This window comes from Parapedobacter tibetensis, from assembly GCF_024704835.1.
Lineage (GTDB): Bacteria > Bacteroidota > Bacteroidia > Sphingobacteriales > Sphingobacteriaceae > Parapedobacter > Parapedobacter tibetensis.
Genome location: NZ_JAMXBE010000015.1, coordinates 124,214 through 144,450 on the forward strand (window position 1 = coordinate 124,214; position 20,237 = coordinate 144,450).

The window sequence follows — 20,237 nt, forward strand, 5'->3', positions numbered from 1 at the left end:
TGATTGTAACTCGAGGTATCACATTACTACATCTATAAAAATGAGTAGTGTTAAGTACGGTATGTATTCCTCATCGATTTTGAGGCGCAGGTATTTTAACGAGTTATGGATCTGTTTCTTTACGGTTTGATCGGAAATATGGAGCCGTTCGGCAATTTCTTTATAGGAAAGGTGTTCCTTGCGGCTCAGCACAAATACTTCCCTCATCCGTTCAGGAAGCTTCTCGATTTCGGCATCCAACAGGTTGGATAAATCCTTGGCACCTATCACTTGTTCGGAACTGGCAATCGCTTCCCCATAGAACTGGGTAAGCCTGTCCTCCACTTGAGCGCGCTTGAGATTCGCTCGGAACCGCTTAAACGCGAGATTGCGGGCCATGATAAACAGGTAAGCTTTAATAGACCTCACCCCTTCCAAACGACCTTGCAATTCCCAAAAAACCACAAACGTTTCTTGAACGATATCAGCAGTATCATCCGCATCAGGAAGGATACGAATGATATACTTGAAAATCGACTCCCAATATTCATCATATATATCGGAAAATACCGATTCATCACCAACTTTAAGCCGGTTTAAACGGATGCGGTCTTTTTCCTTAGCCATAGGGGTATTGTGTGGATATTAATTGGTTTTCCTTATGCAATAATACAAATTTTTGACCATCAAACAAAGAAGGTATAGTTGCTGTAGTGACCAGTAAAACAATTTGTAACATCAGAAGCGACCCGCATAACAAAGCGGGAATTGAAATTGAGGTTTGCGTTAAGTAAATTTCTAGTTGTTTTTCGGGAATTCTGATATTTAATTTTAAGTTTGCTTGCATAAAAAAAGTTTTATGCATGTTTACGGAATCAAAAATTGCAATACGGTAAAAAAGGCCCTAACATGGTTGGAGGAGAATAACGTTCCCTATACCTTCCATGATTTTAAGAAAGAAGGGGTAACTGTAGAAAAACTGCGGGCATGGGAAGATGAAACCGGGTGGGAACCCTTGGTAAACAAACGGGGTACTACATGGCGACAGCTTTCTCCTACGGAACAAAACGCCGTTAGGGATGCGGAATCGGCAAACAAGCTGATGCAGGTCAAAACCAGTGTGATTAAACGCCCAGTGATTGAAAGCTCCAACGGCATTATTTTGGGGTTTGATGAAGCAGAATACGAAACGAAATTGAAGTAATCACATAAACAACCGCCACAACGGGGCAGTATAGCCATTGCTGGATTGCCTTCTTCATTGAAATATGTTACTTAGTCCAAAAAAAACAAACAGATGAACAAATCAGCTTTATTAAGCATCATCAGCACTATGCTGCTAGCATGGGTAGCTCCATCGGATGTATGGTCGCAGGCCGTGGAAAGCAAATATGACTATATGGAAGCTTTCAGCCCATTCTTTTATCGCAACAATGGCAATGAATACCGTTCGGCAAGCGGCATGCCAGGTCCCAACTATTGGCAGAATGCGGTGGATTACAAAATTTCAGCAAAACTAAATGACCAATCCAACGAAATAACGGCCAGTGTCACCCTCGAATACACCAATAACAGCCCAGATGAATTGGATTTCATCTGGTTGCAACTCGACCAAAACATGTTTTCCCAAAAAGGCAGGGGACAGTTGATCGTGCCGCTTACCAAAAGTCGTTATGGCGATGCTCAATCGGATTTCGATGGTGGATATGATATCAAATCCGTCAAGTTAGGTGGTGGAAAAGATGCCGAACACGTCATTACTGACACACGGATGCAGGTGTTTTTACCCGAGCCTCTGAAGCCAAACGGGGGCAAAACAACCATTAGTATCGACTACGCCTACATCGTGCCTAGCCATGGGGCAGACCGAACCGGTGTATTGGAAACCCAAAATGGAAAGATTTTCGCCATTGCACAGTGGTTTCCCCGTATAGCGGTATATGATGATATCCTGGGCTGGAACGTACAGCCCTATACAGGTCCAGGCGAATTTTATCTCGAATTTGGTAATTATGAAGTGGACATTACCGCTCCGGCAAACCACATGGTGGTGATGGGGGGCGAATTGCTCAACCCGAAAGAGGTGTATACCGCCGAGCAGGTGAGGCGCTTGGAACAGGCCAAGAAAAGCGACAAAACCGTACTTATCCGTTCTGCCGAGGAAGTGACCCAATCCGACTCCCGCCCACAGCATAAAAAGGAGCTCACTTGGAAATTCAAACTCGAAAAAGCCCATGATGTGGCCTGGGCATCATCGCCAGCATTTATTGTCGATGGAGCCAAAATTAATTTGGCGAGTGGCAAGCCTTCATTGGCTCTTTCCGCTTATCCCATTGAAAGTCAAGGTGATAATGGCTGGGAGCGCTCTACAGAATACACCAAAGCATCCATCGAGTTTTATTCCAATAAGTTGATGGAATATCCCTACCCCGTAGCTGTGAATGTAGCAGCTAATATTGGAGGGATGGAATATCCTGCTATCGTATTCTGTGGGTACAAGGCCAAGGGAGCGGGGCTATGGGGGGTTACCGACCATGAATTTGGCCATATTTGGCTCCCAATGATCGTGGGCAGCAACGAACGGTTGCATGCCTGGATGGACGAAGGATTCAACACCTTCATCAACACCTTATCTTCGGAGGCCTTCAATGGTGGTGAGTATTACCGCCCTATGGGTGATGTCAACCGTTTGGCACAGGCATTGACACGTCCAGACCTGGAACCTGTGATGAGTACCCCTCAAAATATGCAGGAACGCAATATCGGCCTATTGGCCTACCTCAAACCCGGTTACGGCCTTATGCTCCTCCGCGATGAAATCATTGGCCCTGAACGTTTCGACCGCGCTTTTAAAGCCTATATTGACCGATGGGCGTATAAACACCCTACACCCGAAGACTTTTTCCGAACCATTGAGAACGTGGCAGGCGAGAACCTCAATTGGTTTTGGCGAGGGTGGTTCCAATACAATTGGCGGTTCGATCAAGCTATAGGCGGAGTGGTTTATGAAAATAGTGATCCTAGCAAGGGTGTATTGATCACCGTCCACAACCTTGAGAAGCTACCTATGCCCGTAGTACTGGATATCACCACGAAAAGCGGCGAAACTCATCGGGTAAAACTCCCCGTGGAGATATGGGAACGCAATATTTCATGGACGTTTAGATATCCATCTACCGAAGAGGTGGTCTCCGTACAACTGGATCCGGACAAAGTATATCCGGATCATAACCCAGCTAATAATCGGTGGGAGGCGCAGTAGCATGATGTTTAGCCCCGATCCATGTCACCATGGATCGGGGCTAAACATAAACAAACAATTATGGATAGAAAACCGTTATCTCAATAACATGCAATACTCAACACAAAAGCTACTTGTTACCACTTGGATTGCTATATTGCATGCGAGCGTAACGGCATTGCTGCTATCCGTGCAGACAGCGACCGCACAGGACACCTTATTGCAGGGATTGGTGCTCGAATTGGGAAGCGGGGAACCTATGCCATATGTGGAAATCACAAATCTGAATACCGGCACAACGGCGGAAAGCCTTGAAGATGGCAAATTCAGTATACCGGTCAGGAAAAACGAGCGGTTGCGGTTTGAGTATCCCGGATATCGCACGGATACCCTGGTAGTAATCAATTTCGATATTAAAAGGGTATACCTGACACCCGATGGCAGTACAATACAAATTGATGAGGTACAAATACAGGCCATGACCGATAGCCGGCTAGCTACGGAGCTAGAACGCGCACGGAAAGAAGGCCAAGTTGCCGAAGTCTCCCAACATCGTGGTGGATTACGTATTTCACCTTCCCGGCTGTTTGGTCAACAAGGTAGGCAGGCGCGACAGCGCTATCAACTGCTACTTGCCGAACAGGAAAGGCGAAAAATTGATGCTCGCTTTACTCCAGAATCCATTATGGCCATCACTCCATTGGAAGGTGAGGAATTGGAACTATACATGACGAAATACCGGCCTACCGTCGAGTTTCTCTCCACTGCCGATGAGGCTGATTTGCGCCTTTACATCATGGATACCTATGCCAAATTCAAGGAACTAACCCCCAAACAACGGGCCGATATAAAGGTTCCAGTACGGAATTAATGATGGTTATGGTGCTGCTTGGTTATCCCTAATCAACGATCAACGCGGAAAGACACTTTGCAAATCGCACCATAGGAGGTAATCTCACCGCTTTCCACATGCACCTTGAAATCCTTCACATAGACCGAATCGATGTTATCAACTGTTTTTGACACTTCTTTCACAGCAGCACGAACGGCATCATCGAAGCTCGTATCAGATGAGGCAATAACCTCGATTACTTTTACAATAGACATAATATAAACTTTTTTAACTAAAAATAGACAGTAGATTATTTATTTACTACAAATAATAATTCAAATAGTTTTTGAAAATTGTGAGAATCCGCTGCTTGATCCACATTGGATTGATAGAGAAAGGAATGAATAGCCAAACCATCAGCCTGTTGGCTGATGGTGCTGTGCGGAAGAGCAGATTGGCCGCGTCCCTCAGCCCCGCACACGACGGCCGCAGCCATCTGTGGGTGGGGGTCTCAACGAAATGGAAGTCAGCCACTGCGTGGCGTAGCTTTTGTTGTTTTATCGCTCGCACGAGCAAGCTCGGCTCGCTTTAAAACAACAAAAGCCCTTGCTTTCGCAAAGGCTTCCATTTCGTTGGTACGGAAGAGCAGATTCGAACTGCCACGCCCTTAGGGCGCCACCCCCTCAAGATGGTGCGTCTACCAATTTCGCCACTTCCGCAGGAGTTATAAGCGGCAAAAGTAACGTAAATTTTTTATTTCTCCATCAGAATAATTTATTCGTTTGTGTTCGTTTTTAGCAGCACTCATGAGCGCTACGCTGAGTTGCCTTTTATAAGCGATGAAAACCATCACACTAATGCAACCGTTTATCGATTAACGTTTGTATAATGCCATCCACCAAACCCACACGGGGTACGATGATTTGCCGCAAGTGTCCGTATTTCATCAACGTGAGGAAAATTTCACAGGCGGGGATAATCACATCTGCTCGGTCATTATTCAATTCCAGTACATTTATGCGATCCTTGAGTGAGAAGGAATTAAGGTATTCGTATAGGGATTTCAGCTTGGCATACGAAATGGGCTTATCCGCTTTGTCACTGGCAAGTCTAGAAAGTTTGTTGATATTGCCACCGGTACCAATGCCAGATACATTTTTGAACACCCGTGTATGGGCCTTTACCCATGTTTTCATCTCCTCCCAGGTTTCATCCTTGTCTTGATTATCTAAAATGCGGATGGTGCCGATATTAAATGAGGCAGAGGCCACCAACTTGGTATCAGCAAATACCGACAACTCGGTGCTTCCACCTCCAACATCGATGTATAAATACGCTTTCTTATTGCCAAGGTGTTGTTCGATATGGCTGTTGTAGATTATCTTGGCTTCCTTGCTCCCGTCTATAATTTTTAGATTAATACCAACTGCCTTAATTTCATCAACAATCGAATCCCCATTTTCAGCCTCGCGCATCGCGGATGTAGCACATGCCATGTATTCACTTACTTTGTATACATCCATCAGGTTGCGGAATGCTGACATGGTTTTCACCAAATCCAAGGCCTTATGCTTGGATATCCGGCGATTGATGAACGCATCGTCGCCAAGGCGCAATGGTACCCGTACGAAGGTGTTCTTTTTGAATGATATGATATCATTGTTTTGGATAATATCGGCTATCAGGAGCCTTACCGCGTTTGATCCGATGTCTATTGCTGCGTACCTCACGTTTGATTATGATTTATATTTCAAATAATTGTAAATGTCTTCTTGTGCACGGTGCCGGATCTTGCTCTTGGTCCCTATGTACCGGTTATTGTTCATTTGGTTTATCTCACGGGTCTTGGTATTATCCCTCAACTGGATATTGATGATGTCGCGGATTTCCTTTCTAATATCCACGTCATAAATGGGAAAGGCTACTTCTATCCTACGGTCGATGTTGCGCGTCATCAGGTCGGCAGATGACAAGTAAATCTTTTCCTCGCCCCCATTACCAAAAATCCATACACGGGCATGCTCCAGGTAACGGTCTACGATACTCCTCACAGTAATGTGTTCGCTAAACCCTTCTTGTCCGGGCACTAGGCAACACATACCGCGGATCATAAGCTGTATCGTTACGCCAGCATTGTTCGCCTCGTAGAGTTTCGCAATCATTTCTTCGTCTGAAAGGCTATTCATCTTCAAGATCATGTACCCCTTCCTTCCAGATTTTGTCACTTCAATTTCATCATCTATCAGCTGGTATAACAACTGGCGTGTTTCCAGTGGTGAGGTGATGATGGCTTTGTAACTGCGATGGAACGTTTGTTTTTCCAGTCCCTTGAACAGGCGTTTGATGTCTTTGGTGATTAGGGGATTGACTGTAAAAAGGCTATGATCGCAATAAATTTTGGCTGTTTTCTCATTGAAATTGCCTGTGGCTAGGTTGGCATAGTACATCAATCCGTTCTTCTCACGGCGTGTGACAAGGCAAATCTTAGCATGCACTTTATATTGCACTACGCCTATATTCACATTTACCCCGCCTTCTACCAGCCTATTGCGCCAATAAATATTAGCTTCTTCGTCGAAACGGGCTTTTAATTCAAGTAGGCAATTGACCCGCTTACCGTTTTGGGCGGCATTGATTAGTGCATTGATGACACTTGAGTTTTCGGCCAGCCGGTATAGGCAGATGTCTATTTCCTTAACCTTGGGGTCTATTGCAGCCTCCCGTAGGAAGTGAACGATGTAATCAAATGATTGGTAGGGTAGACTCACTAAGTAATCACGCTGTGTCATTTGGCTGAATATACTACGACCTAGATCCAAATTGTTGACACGCAATTGGGGCATGGGAGGATACTCCAATGATGATCCACCTACATTGGGGAAATCAATGAAATCCTTGAAATTGTGATACCGCCCGCCGGGAATGAGCGCATCCGAATCTAACCGCATCCACGATACTAAGTGATTGAGCGTATCCAAGGGGATATCGCTATCATAGAGCAACCGCATGGGCCTACCCTTATCACGGCGTTGCAAGCTTTGCATCAGCGCATCCACAAATTTCTCGCTGATGTCAGCATCGATATCCAACTCGGCATCGCGTGTAAGTTGTATGCTATAGGCCTCTACTGTGTCATATTCGAAAATGAAAAACAGGTCATCCAAGCAATACCGGATGATGTCGTCAAGCAAGATGATGAATTTCAAGCCATTGTTTTCGGGCAGTATTAAAAAACGGGAAATAATTTTGGTGGGAATTTCCACTAAAGCGAACTTAACTTTCTTTCGGAAAGTCAGCTTTACGATAAAATAAATGCGACGGTCTTTGAGTTCAGGGAAAGGCTTAAGGGAATCCTCGCCCTCCAGCATAATAGGAACCAGCGTTGGCAATACTTGCTTCCTAAAATATTCGCGTACGTATGTGCCACGTACAACATTTAACTGTTGATCATTGATGATGAAGATCTTTTGCGCTTCCAGCTCCTTAATGATTTCTTGTTCATAGAGATAATCAAACCGCCGTTCGAGCCTCACTACGATATTCTTGATTTCATTCAGGATTTTCCTCGGGTTGAACCCGAGCATGGTTTTAGTTTTGCTGTTGATGTCCACTAATCGGTTGAGCGTAGCTACCCTCACCCGATAAAATTCATCTAGGTTTGATGAAAAAATTGCCAAAAACCGAAGCCGTTCCACAAGGGGCACCGTCTTATCTGCGGCTTCTTGTAGCACACGCTCGTTGAAATACAACCAGCTTATCTCACGGTTTATAAGTGGGATTTTTCGCTTCACATCTGTAAACATTTAGCCGCTTTCCGTTAATAGGCCAATATTAACAATGCAAAGTTCTATTAGTGTTAATTACTTGTTAATTCACTGTTACCAAACATCGTATTGATAATGGGCTTAACTGGATTGGCGGCGTCTAGGGTATGCGGTATTCACGTAAACGCAAGATAATCAACCATTCCAAGCCGGCTGTTCAAGGATTTCCATTTGCCAAAGAATCTCCTCCTCCTTCACAGGAAATGATTCGCCCCTTCGTATTTGAGCGTATACAGCGTTGAAAAGATCGTTGTAATCACCTTTAAGTGCTTCGCGATAACGCATTTCGCGGTCGCCATTGGCCTTGATTAAGGTAATCAGTCCTTCCTTCCCCGGAGGTTCTATACCATATTCTGGATCTTTAGGCAAAATTCCTGCTTGCAACTGGTCTTCCTGCACATCCGCCCTTACTTTTTGGAAAGAACCTTTGATGCCATGCAAGACATAAGCAGGAAGCGGATTGGCTACCAGCAAACTCGCATAGATAAATACCGTCAACCCACTTTCATAAGTGAGGATCAAGGTGGAGAAATCATCCACTTCTGACCCCGGCCGATGAGCAGTAGCAATCTTGAGGCTCTTCTGGGGTTTGCCAAACAAACTAATCACTTGGTCAAGCAGGTGTGGGCCAAGGTCATATAGCACACCACTACCTGGTATTTTGGTTTCCTTGAAGGTCTTGTGACTTCTTTCCATGCGATAGCGGTCAAACCGTACATGCATTTCGATCAATTCGCCCAGTACTTCCCGGTCAATCACACGCTTGAGCAATTTAAAATCACTATCCCATCTACGATTCTGGAAAACCATCACATGCTTACCCATTTTCTTGCCCAAATCAAACAGCTTCTTGGCGTCCTTGCTGTTGGGTGCGAATGGTTTTTCGACCAAAATATGCTTGCCGGCTTTTAGTGCTTTTGTCGCATAGTCTACATGAGTATCGTTTGGTGTATTGACAATGACTAACTCAATCTTCTCGTCGTTTAACAGTTCATCTACCGAATCATAGCTGATGATGCCGGGATATCGCTTGTGCGCTCGCTTTTCGTGCCGTTCTACAATGGCATGCAACTCAAAGCGACTTTTTTGCTGGATGAAGGGGGCATGAAATACCCTTCCGGACATTCCGTATGATAAGATCCCTGTGGTTATATTTTTCTTGGGCATGGCCGTATCAATTTGTCAATGGTGTGCGCCGTGGTCTTCTTTCCCGCCAGTCAGGGCATATAATTCGTTGACCAAGGGTAATTTTTCTTTGGCGTATCTATTCAGTGATTTTACGGTATTGTGGTCAACACGGCTCAACTGTTCTAATATGATTTGTTGCTCATGTTGAACATGTGCGATGTAGCCTTCGCTATCAAAGCTTCCCAAGCTATCCGCGGCAAAATGATGGGGTACGGTAAATACTGGCATGCCAGGGTCGGGTAAAATCACGAGGGATTCTACTGCGAGATTTTCCAGTTCGGGAATAACCTCTTCATAGGTCTCGATGACCTTGGCAGCCACTTCCTTGGCTGCAGGAGAAGCTGGTGCAGATTGTACGTGTTTGGCTAAATGCGTCTCAAAGACTGCTTTTTCGTGTACCGTTTTGAAAAAGGTGAAGCCTTCGAAATCTATATTAGTGGCATTATTATAGAGTTTATCCCGTCCGTAGGGTTCTCCAAGATTCCTACAGGAACCGAACAAGGTGATAGCTGCAATGGCTGCAATAATAGAAGTCCTATTGGGTATCATATCGCATATTATTTTCATGCAACAAACTTAGACAAACTTGCTTTGATATGCAAGTTTGTTGGAAGCGAAGGAGCAAGACAACTTCAAGCCAAATTCCTGCCTGCATTGACCACCCCATAAACCGTACGGGTGACCAATTTAGAAAACACCTCGCGGTCTTTATCGTCTATTCCTTCCTTTTGTAATTGTTTGATCGCGTAGTGTTGAATAATCAGCAGAGGCAATACGATTTTCTCCCGGATGGCAATGGACTCACGTTCTACGGGATAGCTTTCCATGAGAACCTTGCTCCGGCTTAGTTTCAGTACGTATTCCTTCGTGCGTTCATACTCTTCACGCATCTGTTTCCAGAAACCACTGAAGTCCTCATCATTTTGGATATAGGATGTAAGGTCGAAATTCGATTTGGACATGGACATCATACAATTGTCTATGATTGTCTTAAACATACCCGATGTTTCATACAGTTGCTGTACCTGCTCCCACTTGCCTGTTTCTTCTGCTTGTTTGAGCGCGGAACCTACACCGTAGAAGCCAGGGATATTCTGCTTAAGCTGACTCCAAGCGGTAACAAAGCTGATGGCTCGCAAGTCTTCCAAACGCAGTTCCTTATCTGCATTCCGTTTTACTGGGCGGCTACTGATGTTAATCTGCGACAGGAATTTAAGAGGGCTGAACCGTTCGAGGTATTTGAGGAACAGCGGATCATGCCGCAATGCCAAAAATTTCTCATGACTGATATTGGCCATATATTCAATCAATTGCTTTTTTTCTGCCGATAACGTGTCACCATCTTTTTGCCCAAGATGCGAGGTGAGGCCTGCATGCAGCAATTGCTCGATATTGTAATGTGCCGTATCCAATGAACCATACTGGCTACTGATGGTCTGCCCTTGTATGGTCAGTTGGATATGGTCATTGGCAATTTCCGTACCCATGGAAGCATAGAAACGTTGTGTTTTGCCCCCGCCACGGGCAGGGGGGCCACCCCTACCGTCGAAAAATACCAAATCAACGTCATACCGGCGTGCAATGGCCGTAAGTTCAACCTTAGCTTTATAAATGGACCAATTGGCCATCAGGTATCCGCCATCTTTCGTGCTGTCAGAAAAACCAAGCATGATGGTTTGTTTGTTGCCCCGGCGCTTGAGATGTGCTGCATACTGGGAATGGGTATACAAGCTCTCCATGACATCCGCCGCTCGTGTGAGGTCGTCGACCGTTTCGAAGAGGGGTACAAAATCGATATGCAATGCTTGGGTTTGCCACCCACTCCATAAAAACAGTTCCATCAGCTCCAATATATCCGAAGCTTGCTGGCAATTACTGATGATAAACCGTTGGGCGGCACGCTCGCCACCTGATTGCTGAATTTCTTTAATTAGCCGGATTACGCCAAGTGTATCGGCAACCAACGCATGCGCATCCTCACCATATTGCAAATCGTCCTCCTTGAATTGCAATGCCTTTTGTTTGGCGGCCTCATCCAATTCTGCAAAATTTGCTGGAATACCGGTAGCTGGTGCTTGGCTTTCGCGAAGGTATGTATGCGTTTGCCGGATGACGCTACTATCCTGCCGGATATCCAACGTAGTGAAAAAGCAACCAAATGTTTTTACCTTGCGCAACAAATCGTCCACCAATTCCACGAATAGCCCATCGTGATACTCAATTAATACTCTTTTGATTTCCAATAAATTATGGATGATATCAGGCTTTTCATTTATCGGATTTTCAGCAGGATTAAAGCTATTATCATAAAACAGGTCTTGCAGAATATCCATGTATTTTTCTACTCCTCTGAACGTGATTCTCCTTTTGAGTATCCTGAAATCGCGATAATAGCAACGAAACAGGATCGTCCGTAGTAATAGCGCTACCCGCTTGGTGCTTTCCACGGTCACATTGGGGTTGCCATCGCGGTCGCCACCGGGCCAGAAGCCAAGCTCCACCAGTTGGTTGTTTTCATTGGCCGGGATATCAAACTCATCATCAATCTTGGATTGAATAGCCGAGGCTACAGAGTAAAACACGTTTTCGAGAAACCATGCCAAACTAATCGCTTCGTCTACCGGGGTAGGCTTGTTTTTATTCATGAAGGGTGTCTTACCCAACTGTTGCAACAACAGGTGTACGTTGTTGATATCATTTTTTTTCAGGGCCTCGGTCAAGTCCGTGATAATAGCTAGCACGGGTCCGGGATAAAACTGCGTAGGATGCGCCGTCAATACCAACCGTAAGGAAAAGTCATTTAGTTTTGCAACCAGCTTATCCCTTAACTCCTTATTGTTTTCCGTTTGTTTAAATACTGAATCCAATAATCCGGCATCGTCCGAGCGACCTGTCTTCCTGAATGCTGCATCTTCCACCGCATCGAATAAGACCACTTGCCGCTCAATGTATTGGATGATTCTGAAAAGTAGGTCGATATGGTCCGATTCACGCACATATTGTTTATATTGGCTGAAAAAGCTCTCAATGACTGCCTCCGGATCCATTTTTTCAGACACGCCATGTTCACAGTGTGTGGTAAAAAACGGCAAAAGTATGCCGGTGTGTTTCACCTGATAGAACGGTAATGTCATAAATAGACTATTGAACAGCTCAAAGCGCATGAGCACTTCGTTTTCAAAGACCGCTTGTTTTTTACTTAACTTCATGTAATGATGTAATGGAAAATAAGAACCAATATAGGGCTTGTTGGCCTAAATACATTCGGCTTTTCCCGCCGAGAATGCACATTTAAACAACCAAACCGCCAAATATATAAATAATTTACCAAAAAAAACGGTGTATTGTTAAAAAAATAACAACAATATAGTCAATATATTAAAAAAACATTAATAAAAACAATTCAAAAGCGTTCAATTTTATCAACAAAATACCTTTCGATTTGTTGAAACACTTGTAAAACAAATGGCGGTAAAATAAAAAAGCTAAGGCAAAAAAATTATATACTGCAGAAGTAACTGCAACAGGTGGCCGAGACGGGGAGATCAAATCGACCGATGGCGTCCTCATCCATAAATACACTTGCATAAAAACGATAGGACTTTGTTCCGTCATCATTATATTCAAGGTATCGTCCTGTTATCTCCCGATCAAAGTTCTTCTCTACACCATTCATCTTAGAGCCTGTTTAAATTTGACGTAATACTTCCCCGCCGGTGCATCCTTATTCTTTTCACAACCCGCCAAAAACGTGACAAGTAACGAAGCGGCTAGGCCGATCGCTATAACTGCGATGGTTAATCGTAAATTTTTCATGTTCATGATTGTTGTTTTTAATTAATTTTGAAATATGTTTAAGTCATATAAACCTTCAGATGGTTAATCATCTGTTGATAGGGGCAAACCTAACCAAGTAAAATGCGGCATCAAATACTCAACAGTGAGTATTTGATGCCTAACATCATCCATTTTTATCACAATCCTTTTGCGTATCTTTGCGATTGCCATCCGTCTATGCATCAAACCGGCCGCCAGATTGCGGATAGTTGCCTACGGTAGGCTAGGCTTCATCGCCATTAACGGCATGATATTCTGATGAAAAAGGCACAAGAAATCCAAAACTTCTTTTATAGCCAGTATTTTGCCGATGGCCTACGTATTACTTTTGGCACGGTAATCCCAGCCATTATCTTCTCATGGATGGGCAATCTTCAGATCGGCATAACGATATCCTTAGGTGCTTTAGTCGTCGGCTTGGCTGATACGCCTGGCCCGCTAAATCACCGAAGAAACGGCATGTTGATTTGCACCTTGGTGGTATTGGTGTCAGCCTTAATTACCAACATGGTCAGTGGCGTACCTATGCTTCTTACATTGGTCATCATGGTGCTAGGCTTTCTGTTTTCCATGTTTGCTGTATATGGTGCACGGGCGTCATCTGTGGGTACCATGGGCATCCTCGTCATGGTGCTCAATATTGATGGAGGTGATAACACATTCATGGATGTGATCGCAAATATATCCTACATCTTGGCAGGCTGCACCTGGTACATGTTATTGAGTTTGTCGCTTCATCAAGTGCAACCATATCGGCAGGCACAGCAAGAATTGGCAGAATCGATCCATAATGTAGCCGATTATATCCGCATCAAAGCCAGTTTCTATGATGTTAAACTAGACAACGAAAAAAACTACCGCGCGCTCATCGAGCAGCAGATTATCGTAAGTGAACATCAGGATAATGTGCGCGATCAATTATTTAGGAGCAAGAAAATCATTAAAGACACGACCAAAATCGGTCGGTTACTCATCTTGATATTCACAGACATCATAGACTTGTTTGAACAAAGCATGGCTACGCATTATGACTATGATTCCATTAAAGAACAGTTTGGGAGAACAGGTGTGTTGCAGCATTTCAACCTCACCATCCTACGGATTGCTAATGAACTGGATCACTTCGCTTATCAAATAAACACTAATAAAAAGCCCAAAGCGCTATATAACTTCAAAAATGACGTGGACAGGATCCGCGCGGCCATTGACAAGGTTGAAACGACACACAACATCAATACGTTAGCCTTGAAGAAAATCCTTATCAACATTCGGAACCTTGTACAACGGATGAACAATATCTATGGTTATTTCAATATGGAATCCAAAAATACGTTTCGGCGGGAAGAGACGGACCATAGTAAATTCATTGAACATAAGGAAATAGATTTCAAACAATTCCGTGAGAACCTAACACTGAAATCAACGCTTTTCAGACACGCCATCCGGATGGCTTTGGTAATGGGGATTGGCTATCTCCTATCATTGATTTTCAATGTAGGGACTCATAGCTATTGGATCTTGTTGACCATCATGGTCATCTTAAAACCGGGTTTTAGCCTCACTAAGCAGCGAAATTTTCAACGATTGGCAGGCACGCTCATCGGTGGCATAGGTGGAGCACTCATCCTCATATTGATCAAGGACGAGACTTCGCTCTTCATCCTATTATTACTGCTCATGGTAGCGACCTATAGCCTTATCCGTGTCAATTATATCATAAGTGTCATGTTTATGACACCATACATCCTCATCATGTTTAGCTTCTTAGAGATGAACACCCTATCTATCCTCAGAGAGCGAATTATAGATACGCTGATTGGATCTGGCTTGGCCTTTTTCTCCAGCTACATCATATTACCTAGTTGGGAGAGCTCCCAAGTTCAAGGAACGATGCGTAAATTACTCATTGCCAACTATCATTATATTGCTCAAGCATTACGAATCATTGCGGGGCAGCCATTGAGCATTACGGATTATAAATTGGCACGCAAAGAAGTATACATCGCCACGGCCAATATGGGCTCGGCATTCCAGCGCATGATTACCGAACCCAAAAGCAAACAGAAAAACGCGAGGGAGATGAATAAGTTTGTCGTGTTTAACCACATCCTATCATCATATTCGGTAACATTAATGAACCATGTCAAGGAGGCAGACAATACCATGCTTAAAGGAGAACATGTAAAGATCGTACGCAAAACATTGTTCCTGTTGGCTCAGACCATCCGGCTTTTTGTGTTGGAAGATGGGGTGGATGAATTTAGGGAAATAGAGGTGGACACCCCGGCCGGCCTCAATAACAACAATATAGACTCGGAGGAATCGCAGTTAATCACTGATCAGCTCAACTTTCTGAACCGAATCGCTATCGATTTAAATAAATCATGCGATCGGCTGGTTAAACAACAGTACTTGGAGGAAACCTCTTAGATTTTGGACGCATGAGATAGTTTTCATGCAAAGACTGCAACGTATTTCTTAGCGTGCTTGGCGAAGGAGCGAAAGTGTCTCTGCGCACGCTGCATAGTACTTTTTCAAATCGCAAACCTGCCTGATGGTAGGCTGGGGCCCACGAAGCGAGCAAACCTGCGTTTTGTCATGCGCCCTAGGTTTTGCTTTGGCGCGTTTATGGCGTATCTTTGCGTTACATGGAAATACCTACCCGGCACTACGACTTGCTTATCATTGGTGGCGGCCCTATTGGGTTGGCCGCTGGAATTGAGGCCCAAGCGGCAGGATTGTCTTACCTCATTGTTGAAAAAGGATGCTTGGTCAATTCCCTATTCCGCTATCCGCAAAACATGACGTTCTTTTCGACATCGGAACGCTTGGAAATAGGCGGCATACCATTTGTATCGACAAACCCGAAACCCAAACGCACTGAGGCACTTGAATATTACAGACGTATACAACAGAAATTTGCATTGAATATCCACTTATTCGAAGCGGTAACCATGGTATACAAACGTGAAGTAGAGTTTGAAATCATCACCTCCAAATCCACATATACGGCTAACCATGTAATGGTTGCAACTGGGTTCTATGATATCCCTTGTATGCTTGATATCGAAGGAGAAAATCTGCATAAGGTAAATCACTATTATAACGACCCGCATTATTACGCAGGGCAAAAAGTGGTGGTAGTAGGCGCCAGCAACTCTTCCATAGATGCAGCCTTGGAAACTTTCCGGAAAGGGGCAGATGTAACCTTGGTGGTCAGAGGAGAAGGTATAAGCCCACGGGTAAAGTACTGGGTGCGTCCGGATATCGAAAATCGTATTACTCACGGAGAGATTAAGGCATTTTTCAACAGCAAGCTTACAGCAATCCGGCCCACGGAAGTGGATATTCTTACCGAAGACGGGCCTATTACCATTGCAAATGACTTTGTTTTGGCACTTACGGGCTATCAACCCGATTTTGCCTTTCTGGAGAAAATAGGCGTCAACTTGGCGGAAGGTCCGTCAAAGGAGCCTTTTCATGACCCTAAAACCATGGAGACCAATATTCCGGGTCTATTCCTCGCAGGCGTAGTATGTGGTGGCATGAATACCCACTTGTGGTTTATCGAAAACTCTCGCGTGCATGCCAAACAGGTAGTTGAATATATTAAGACAAGAATCGGAAGATAGAGGAGGGAGCTTTAGGCTTTCAGCCCTCTCAAAAATACGGTGGCCATTTTCTTTTGTAGGTTTAGTATGCGGTCGAACTCTTCTTTGGTTGGAAACAACATCCCTTTTATATCTTTCAGGATGCTAAAACGCATCCCCACTAGTGCAAACAGAATGATTTCTGCAGTCTCCTTCACATCGTCCACATGCAATTGGCCCATATCATTGCCCTTTTGAAGTATGGTGCCGATAATTTGCAGTTCTTTGTCTTTGGATTCTCGCAGCACACACGCCATTTCATCGGGAATCTGCTGTACTGCCGAGACAGAATGCTCCAATAAATTATAGAATTTGGTAATAAATTCAATCCGTTTATCCAATATAAACATCATAGCTTCCTGGCAGTCGGTTATAGCGGGTAATCCGGCCTCCATTTCCTCAAATGATTTATTGATTACGTGATCCAATACCGCAGCATATAGGCTGTTTTTATCTGGGAAATAATAGTAGAGCAGCGCCTTAGAGAACGAGAGGTCTTGGGCAATCTCGGACATGGTGGTTTTGGCCATGCCGAAATGGGCAAACCTAAGAGTAGCAGCTTCCAATATCTGTGTGCGCTTTTTATCGGCATTTATCATACAATTCAATCAAATTAACCATGCTGTCCGGTCAATACCTTATCTTTGAAAATCATAAACTAAATTAGTTAAAGGTAAACATTTTTTTGAATATTTGAAAATATCGGTCAATTCATGCAACTTTTGTTTAAGAAAAATTTCTCATTAAAAAATCATAATACATTTGGCGTTGAGGCTTTTGCGCGACAATTCATCGAAATAAACAACGAGGAAGAGCTCATCCAGTTGTTTACCCAGCAACGGGATGTTGTGCAACAACCCATCCTGGTTTTGGGAGGGGGAAGCAATGTATTGTTCACTAAGGATTTTGACGGTTTGGTCATCCGAATCAACATACAGGGCATTAGCCATACCATTTCTGGAACCGATGTAATGGTTGTGGCCGGAGCGGGTGTAATATGGAATGATTTGGTATGGTATTGTGTAGACCGCCGTTTTGCAGGAATAGAAAACATGGCACTCATACCAGGTACTGTGGGGGCCGCCCCTATTCAAAATATTGGTGCTTATGGTGCCGAGCTTCAAGATGTTTTTGTCCGATGCCGTGCATTTGATACACAAACTGGGGAAATATGTACATTCGATAAGGAAGATTGCAGGTTTTCCTATCGGGAAAGCATATTCAAAAGTGAAGCAAAAGGCCGGTATATTATCACGCAGGTAACACTCAAGTTATCGCTAAACCCTACTATAAATACTTCCTATGGAGCTATTGGAGTGGCGTTATCCAAGCGAAATATACAAGAGCCTAGTATAAAAGACATTGCGGAAACCGTTTCATCCATCCGTACCGATAAGCTCCCCGACCCATCAACCATAGGTAATTCGGGGAGTTTCTTTAAGAATCCTATCATTACCGTACAGTATTTGAGGCACTTGCAATCTACCTTTCCAGATATGGATTTCGTTTATTATCCAGTAGCTGGTGAACAGGTAAAAATTGCCGCCGGTTGGCTCATTGAACAGTGTGGTTGGAAGGGTAAAAAAGTGGGAGACGCCGGCACCTGGAAAAACCAGGCATTGGTATTGGTAAACCACAAAAATGCTTCAGGAATGGATATATACAATCTTTCCGAGCAGATTATCCATGATGTAGAAAGTAAATTTGGAATTACATTGGAGCGGGAAGTAAATATTATATGAAATATTCAAAATCTTATCGTAAATTAGCCTCTCATTTATAAACTCACCCTTCTTTTAGCACGATACTTGTGGTAATCAAAGCGACACTAATAGCAGATAAACCGAAGCAAAACGTCACGTTTTCTCCAGATAAGCAATAAGGCTGCTTATTTGTATCATAAAATTGTTTAATATGGAGATCCAGGCCCTAACCTGGAGCCCCTTAAACCGTAAAAAGATGACGAAATTTGAGTTTAACACCTTAGTGATTCAGCATACGGATTCTCTCAAAATGTATGCTTTGCATTTCACTCGCGATGACGAGGACGCAAATGATCTCGTACAGGATACGCTACTCAAAGCGGTAACCTATTACACGAGGTTCAAGGAGGGCACCAATCTGAAAGGATGGTTATATACCATCATGAAAAACACGTTCATCAATAATTACAGACGGTTTGTTAAAACAAATTCCTTGGTTTCCAAATCTGATGAGATATCAAGTGCGAACCTTGTGCATAGTGCTGCGGTGAATGCAGGTGAAAACAAGTTTGTGATGGAGGATATCCAAGAAGCGATGACTGCGTTATCAGACGAATATTATGTTCCTTTCAGCATGTATTTTGAGGGATATAAATACCATGAGATTTCCGGCCATCTACAGATTCCCATCGGCACCGTGAAAACACGAATACACGTGGCCAGAAGAGCGATGAAGAAAGCGCTAAATACGTATAAACATGATCGAGTTTGAGGTTGATTAATTATCCGGATTCATAACATTCATGCTCCAGGACGCTGATCTTCCAACGTATTCGAAATCCCAATTAGCACTGAGAAACGGCCAAGATAAGCCGGAAATCTGGATTGCATATAACGGTTACATCTATGATGTTTCGGGAAGCCGTCTTTGGTTTAAGGGCATGCATTACGAACATTGGGCTGGGCAGGATCTCACGGAAGAATTGGTAGATGCCCCACATACCGATGATGTATTTTCCCGGTTTAAGATCATCGGCACGCTCCTTTAACCTGTACTCCAGCCTAATCTATGATTTCGAATTTACTAAGTTCTGCAAAACGTGCTATCCGTTGCTGTATACCTACTTCATCCAACTCCCTCAGGCGTTCAACGCCAAATTTCTCAACGCAGAATGAAGCCAATGCGGATCCAAAAATCACCGCATTTTTCATGTTATTGAAATTGATGGTTCCTACCTTGGCCAGATAGCCGATAAATCCTCCGGCAAAAGCATCACCTGCGCCGGTAGGGTCATATACGTCTGCCAAGGGCAATGCAGGTGCTACGAAAACCTCGCCGTCTCCAAACAATAAGGCACCATGTTCACCCTTTTTAATTACCAAGTATTTTGGGCCAAGTTCCATGATTTTATCTGCGGCTTTTACTAGCGAATATTCGCCAGACAGTTGCCGGGCTTCTGCATCGTTGATGGTCAATACATCCACCCGACGCAGCACCTTCATGAGATCATCCCATGCGGTGTCCATCCAAAAATTCATCGTGTCGAGCACGACCAATTTAGGTTTACGTTGTAACCGGTCAAGCGTAGTGATTTGCACCTGAGGCGTGAGGTTGCCCAATAACAGATACTGGCAATCTTGGTAACTGTCAGGAATGATGGGATCAAAGTCGGCTAATACATTGAGCTCGGTAATCAATGTATCCCGACTGTTCATGTCATTGTGGTACTTGCCCGACCAAAAGAAAGATTTCTCTCCCTTTTTAATCTGTACCCCATCCAAACTTATGCCTTTCGATTTTAGGATGGCTAAGTTATCATCGCCAAAATCCTCTCCTACTACACCTATCAATTTCACTTGCCCGTACAGATAGGCTGCCGCCAAACCTGCAAAAGTAGCCGCCCCTCCCACGATTTTATCCGTTTTACCGAAAGGTGTTTCGATGGCGTCGTAAGCGATGGTGCCGATGATTACTAAACTCAT

19 protein-coding genes and 1 tRNA gene are annotated in these 20,237 nt (G+C 44.0%); 8 read left to right on the forward strand and 12 right to left on the reverse strand.

The window, feature by feature from the left end; all coding sequences use genetic code 11:
- Positions 1–18: 18 nt before the first annotated feature.
- Positions 19–606 carry an RNA polymerase sigma factor gene (locus NF543_RS20505; protein ID WP_257670068.1) on the reverse strand — a complete coding sequence of 196 codons (588 nt, stop codon included), beginning with the start codon at positions 604–606 and terminating at the stop codon, positions 19–21.
- A 232-nt stretch (positions 607–838) separates the two neighbouring features.
- Here NF543_RS20505 and NF543_RS20510 point away from each other — a divergent pair, with 232 nt between their 5' ends.
- The 3 genes from NF543_RS20510 (at position 839) to NF543_RS20520 (ending at position 4,091) form a co-directional block, all read left to right on the forward strand.
- Complete coding sequence (locus NF543_RS20510) at positions 839–1,183, forward strand: ArsC family reductase (RefSeq protein WP_257670069.1); 345 nt, start codon at positions 839–841, stop codon at positions 1,181–1,183.
- A 93-nt stretch (positions 1,184–1,276) separates the two neighbouring features.
- The gene (locus tag NF543_RS20515) at positions 1,277–3,241 is read left to right on the forward strand and encodes a M1 family metallopeptidase (RefSeq protein ID WP_257670070.1); all 1,965 of its coding nucleotides are present in this window, start codon (positions 1,277–1,279) and stop codon (positions 3,239–3,241) included.
- 88 nt (positions 3,242–3,329) lie between these two features.
- Positions 3,330–4,091 carry a carboxypeptidase-like regulatory domain-containing protein gene (locus NF543_RS20520; RefSeq protein ID WP_257670071.1) on the forward strand — a complete coding sequence of 254 codons (762 nt, stop codon included), beginning with the start codon at positions 3,330–3,332 and terminating at the stop codon, positions 4,089–4,091.
- A 32-nt stretch (positions 4,092–4,123) separates the two neighbouring features.
- Here the strand turns inward: NF543_RS20520 and NF543_RS20525 are convergent, their stop codons facing one another.
- The 9 genes from NF543_RS20525 to NF543_RS20565 form a co-directional block, all read right to left on the reverse strand.
- A complete protein-coding gene (locus NF543_RS20525; RefSeq protein ID WP_257670072.1) occupies positions 4,124–4,327 on the reverse strand; it encodes a dodecin family protein in 204 nt (67 codons plus the stop codon).
- Between the two features lie 358 nt (positions 4,328–4,685).
- Positions 4,686–4,771 (reverse strand) — tRNA-Leu (locus NF543_RS20530).
- A gap of 135 nt (positions 4,772–4,906) precedes the next feature.
- Complete coding sequence (locus NF543_RS20535; RefSeq protein WP_257670073.1) at positions 4,907–5,782, reverse strand: Ppx/GppA phosphatase family protein; 876 nt, start codon at positions 5,780–5,782, stop codon at positions 4,907–4,909.
- Positions 5,783–5,788: 6 nt separating this feature from the next.
- Positions 5,789–7,855, reverse strand: coding sequence for a polyphosphate kinase 1 (ppk1, locus tag NF543_RS20540; RefSeq protein WP_257957538.1), 2,067 nt, complete (start codon positions 7,853–7,855; stop codon positions 5,789–5,791).
- A gap of 156 nt (positions 7,856–8,011) precedes the next feature.
- Positions 8,012–9,043, reverse strand: a complete 1,032-nt coding sequence (locus NF543_RS20545; RefSeq protein WP_257670075.1) for a Gfo/Idh/MocA family oxidoreductase — start codon at positions 9,041–9,043, stop codon at positions 8,012–8,014.
- Between the two features lie 15 nt (positions 9,044–9,058).
- A complete protein-coding gene (locus NF543_RS20550) occupies positions 9,059–9,613 on the reverse strand; it encodes a hypothetical protein (protein ID WP_257670076.1) in 555 nt (184 codons plus the stop codon).
- Positions 9,614–9,696: 83 nt separating this feature from the next.
- Complete coding sequence (locus NF543_RS20555) at positions 9,697–12,273, reverse strand: phosphoenolpyruvate carboxylase (protein WP_257670077.1); 2,577 nt, start codon at positions 12,271–12,273, stop codon at positions 9,697–9,699.
- Between the two features lie 290 nt (positions 12,274–12,563).
- A complete protein-coding gene (locus tag NF543_RS20560; protein ID WP_257957539.1) occupies positions 12,564–12,740 on the reverse strand; it encodes a hypothetical protein in 177 nt (58 codons plus the stop codon).
- Positions 12,737–12,886, reverse strand: a complete 150-nt coding sequence (locus tag NF543_RS20565; RefSeq protein WP_257670078.1) for a hypothetical protein — start codon at positions 12,884–12,886, stop codon at positions 12,737–12,739. Before NF543_RS20565 ends, NF543_RS20560 begins: the two co-directional genes overlap by 4 nt.
- A gap of 273 nt (positions 12,887–13,159) precedes the next feature.
- Between NF543_RS20565 and NF543_RS20570 the strand changes: the two genes are divergently transcribed.
- Positions 13,160–15,331 (forward strand): FUSC family protein, encoded by a 2,172-nt coding sequence (locus NF543_RS20570; protein WP_257670079.1) that lies wholly within the window; start codon positions 13,160–13,162, stop codon positions 15,329–15,331.
- A gap of 218 nt (positions 15,332–15,549) precedes the next feature.
- Positions 15,550–16,533 carry a YpdA family putative bacillithiol disulfide reductase gene (locus tag NF543_RS20575; RefSeq protein WP_257670080.1) on the forward strand — a complete coding sequence of 328 codons (984 nt, stop codon included), beginning with the start codon at positions 15,550–15,552 and terminating at the stop codon, positions 16,531–16,533.
- 11 nt (positions 16,534–16,544) lie between these two features.
- Here the strand turns inward: NF543_RS20575 and NF543_RS20580 are convergent, their stop codons facing one another.
- The gene (locus NF543_RS20580) at positions 16,545–17,150 is read right to left on the reverse strand and encodes a TetR/AcrR family transcriptional regulator (RefSeq protein ID WP_257670081.1); all 606 of its coding nucleotides are present in this window, start codon (positions 17,148–17,150) and stop codon (positions 16,545–16,547) included.
- A 114-nt stretch (positions 17,151–17,264) separates the two neighbouring features.
- Here NF543_RS20580 and murB point away from each other — a divergent pair, with 114 nt between their 5' ends.
- From murB to NF543_RS20595, 3 genes are all read left to right on the forward strand, one after another.
- A complete protein-coding gene (gene murB, locus NF543_RS20585) occupies positions 17,265–18,293 on the forward strand; it encodes a UDP-N-acetylmuramate dehydrogenase (RefSeq protein ID WP_257670082.1) in 1,029 nt (342 codons plus the stop codon).
- A gap of 217 nt (positions 18,294–18,510) precedes the next feature.
- Positions 18,511–19,026 carry an RNA polymerase sigma factor gene (locus NF543_RS20590; protein ID WP_257670083.1) on the forward strand — a complete coding sequence of 172 codons (516 nt, stop codon included), beginning with the start codon at positions 18,511–18,513 and terminating at the stop codon, positions 19,024–19,026.
- A gap of 31 nt (positions 19,027–19,057) precedes the next feature.
- Positions 19,058–19,303, forward strand: coding sequence for a cytochrome b5 domain-containing protein (locus NF543_RS20595; RefSeq protein ID WP_257670084.1), 246 nt, complete (start codon positions 19,058–19,060; stop codon positions 19,301–19,303).
- 13 nt (positions 19,304–19,316) lie between these two features.
- Here NF543_RS20595 and NF543_RS20600 read toward each other — a convergent pair whose 3' ends face one another.
- Positions 19,317–20,237, reverse strand: a complete 921-nt coding sequence (locus NF543_RS20600) for a PfkB family carbohydrate kinase (RefSeq protein ID WP_257670085.1) — start codon at positions 20,235–20,237, stop codon at positions 19,317–19,319.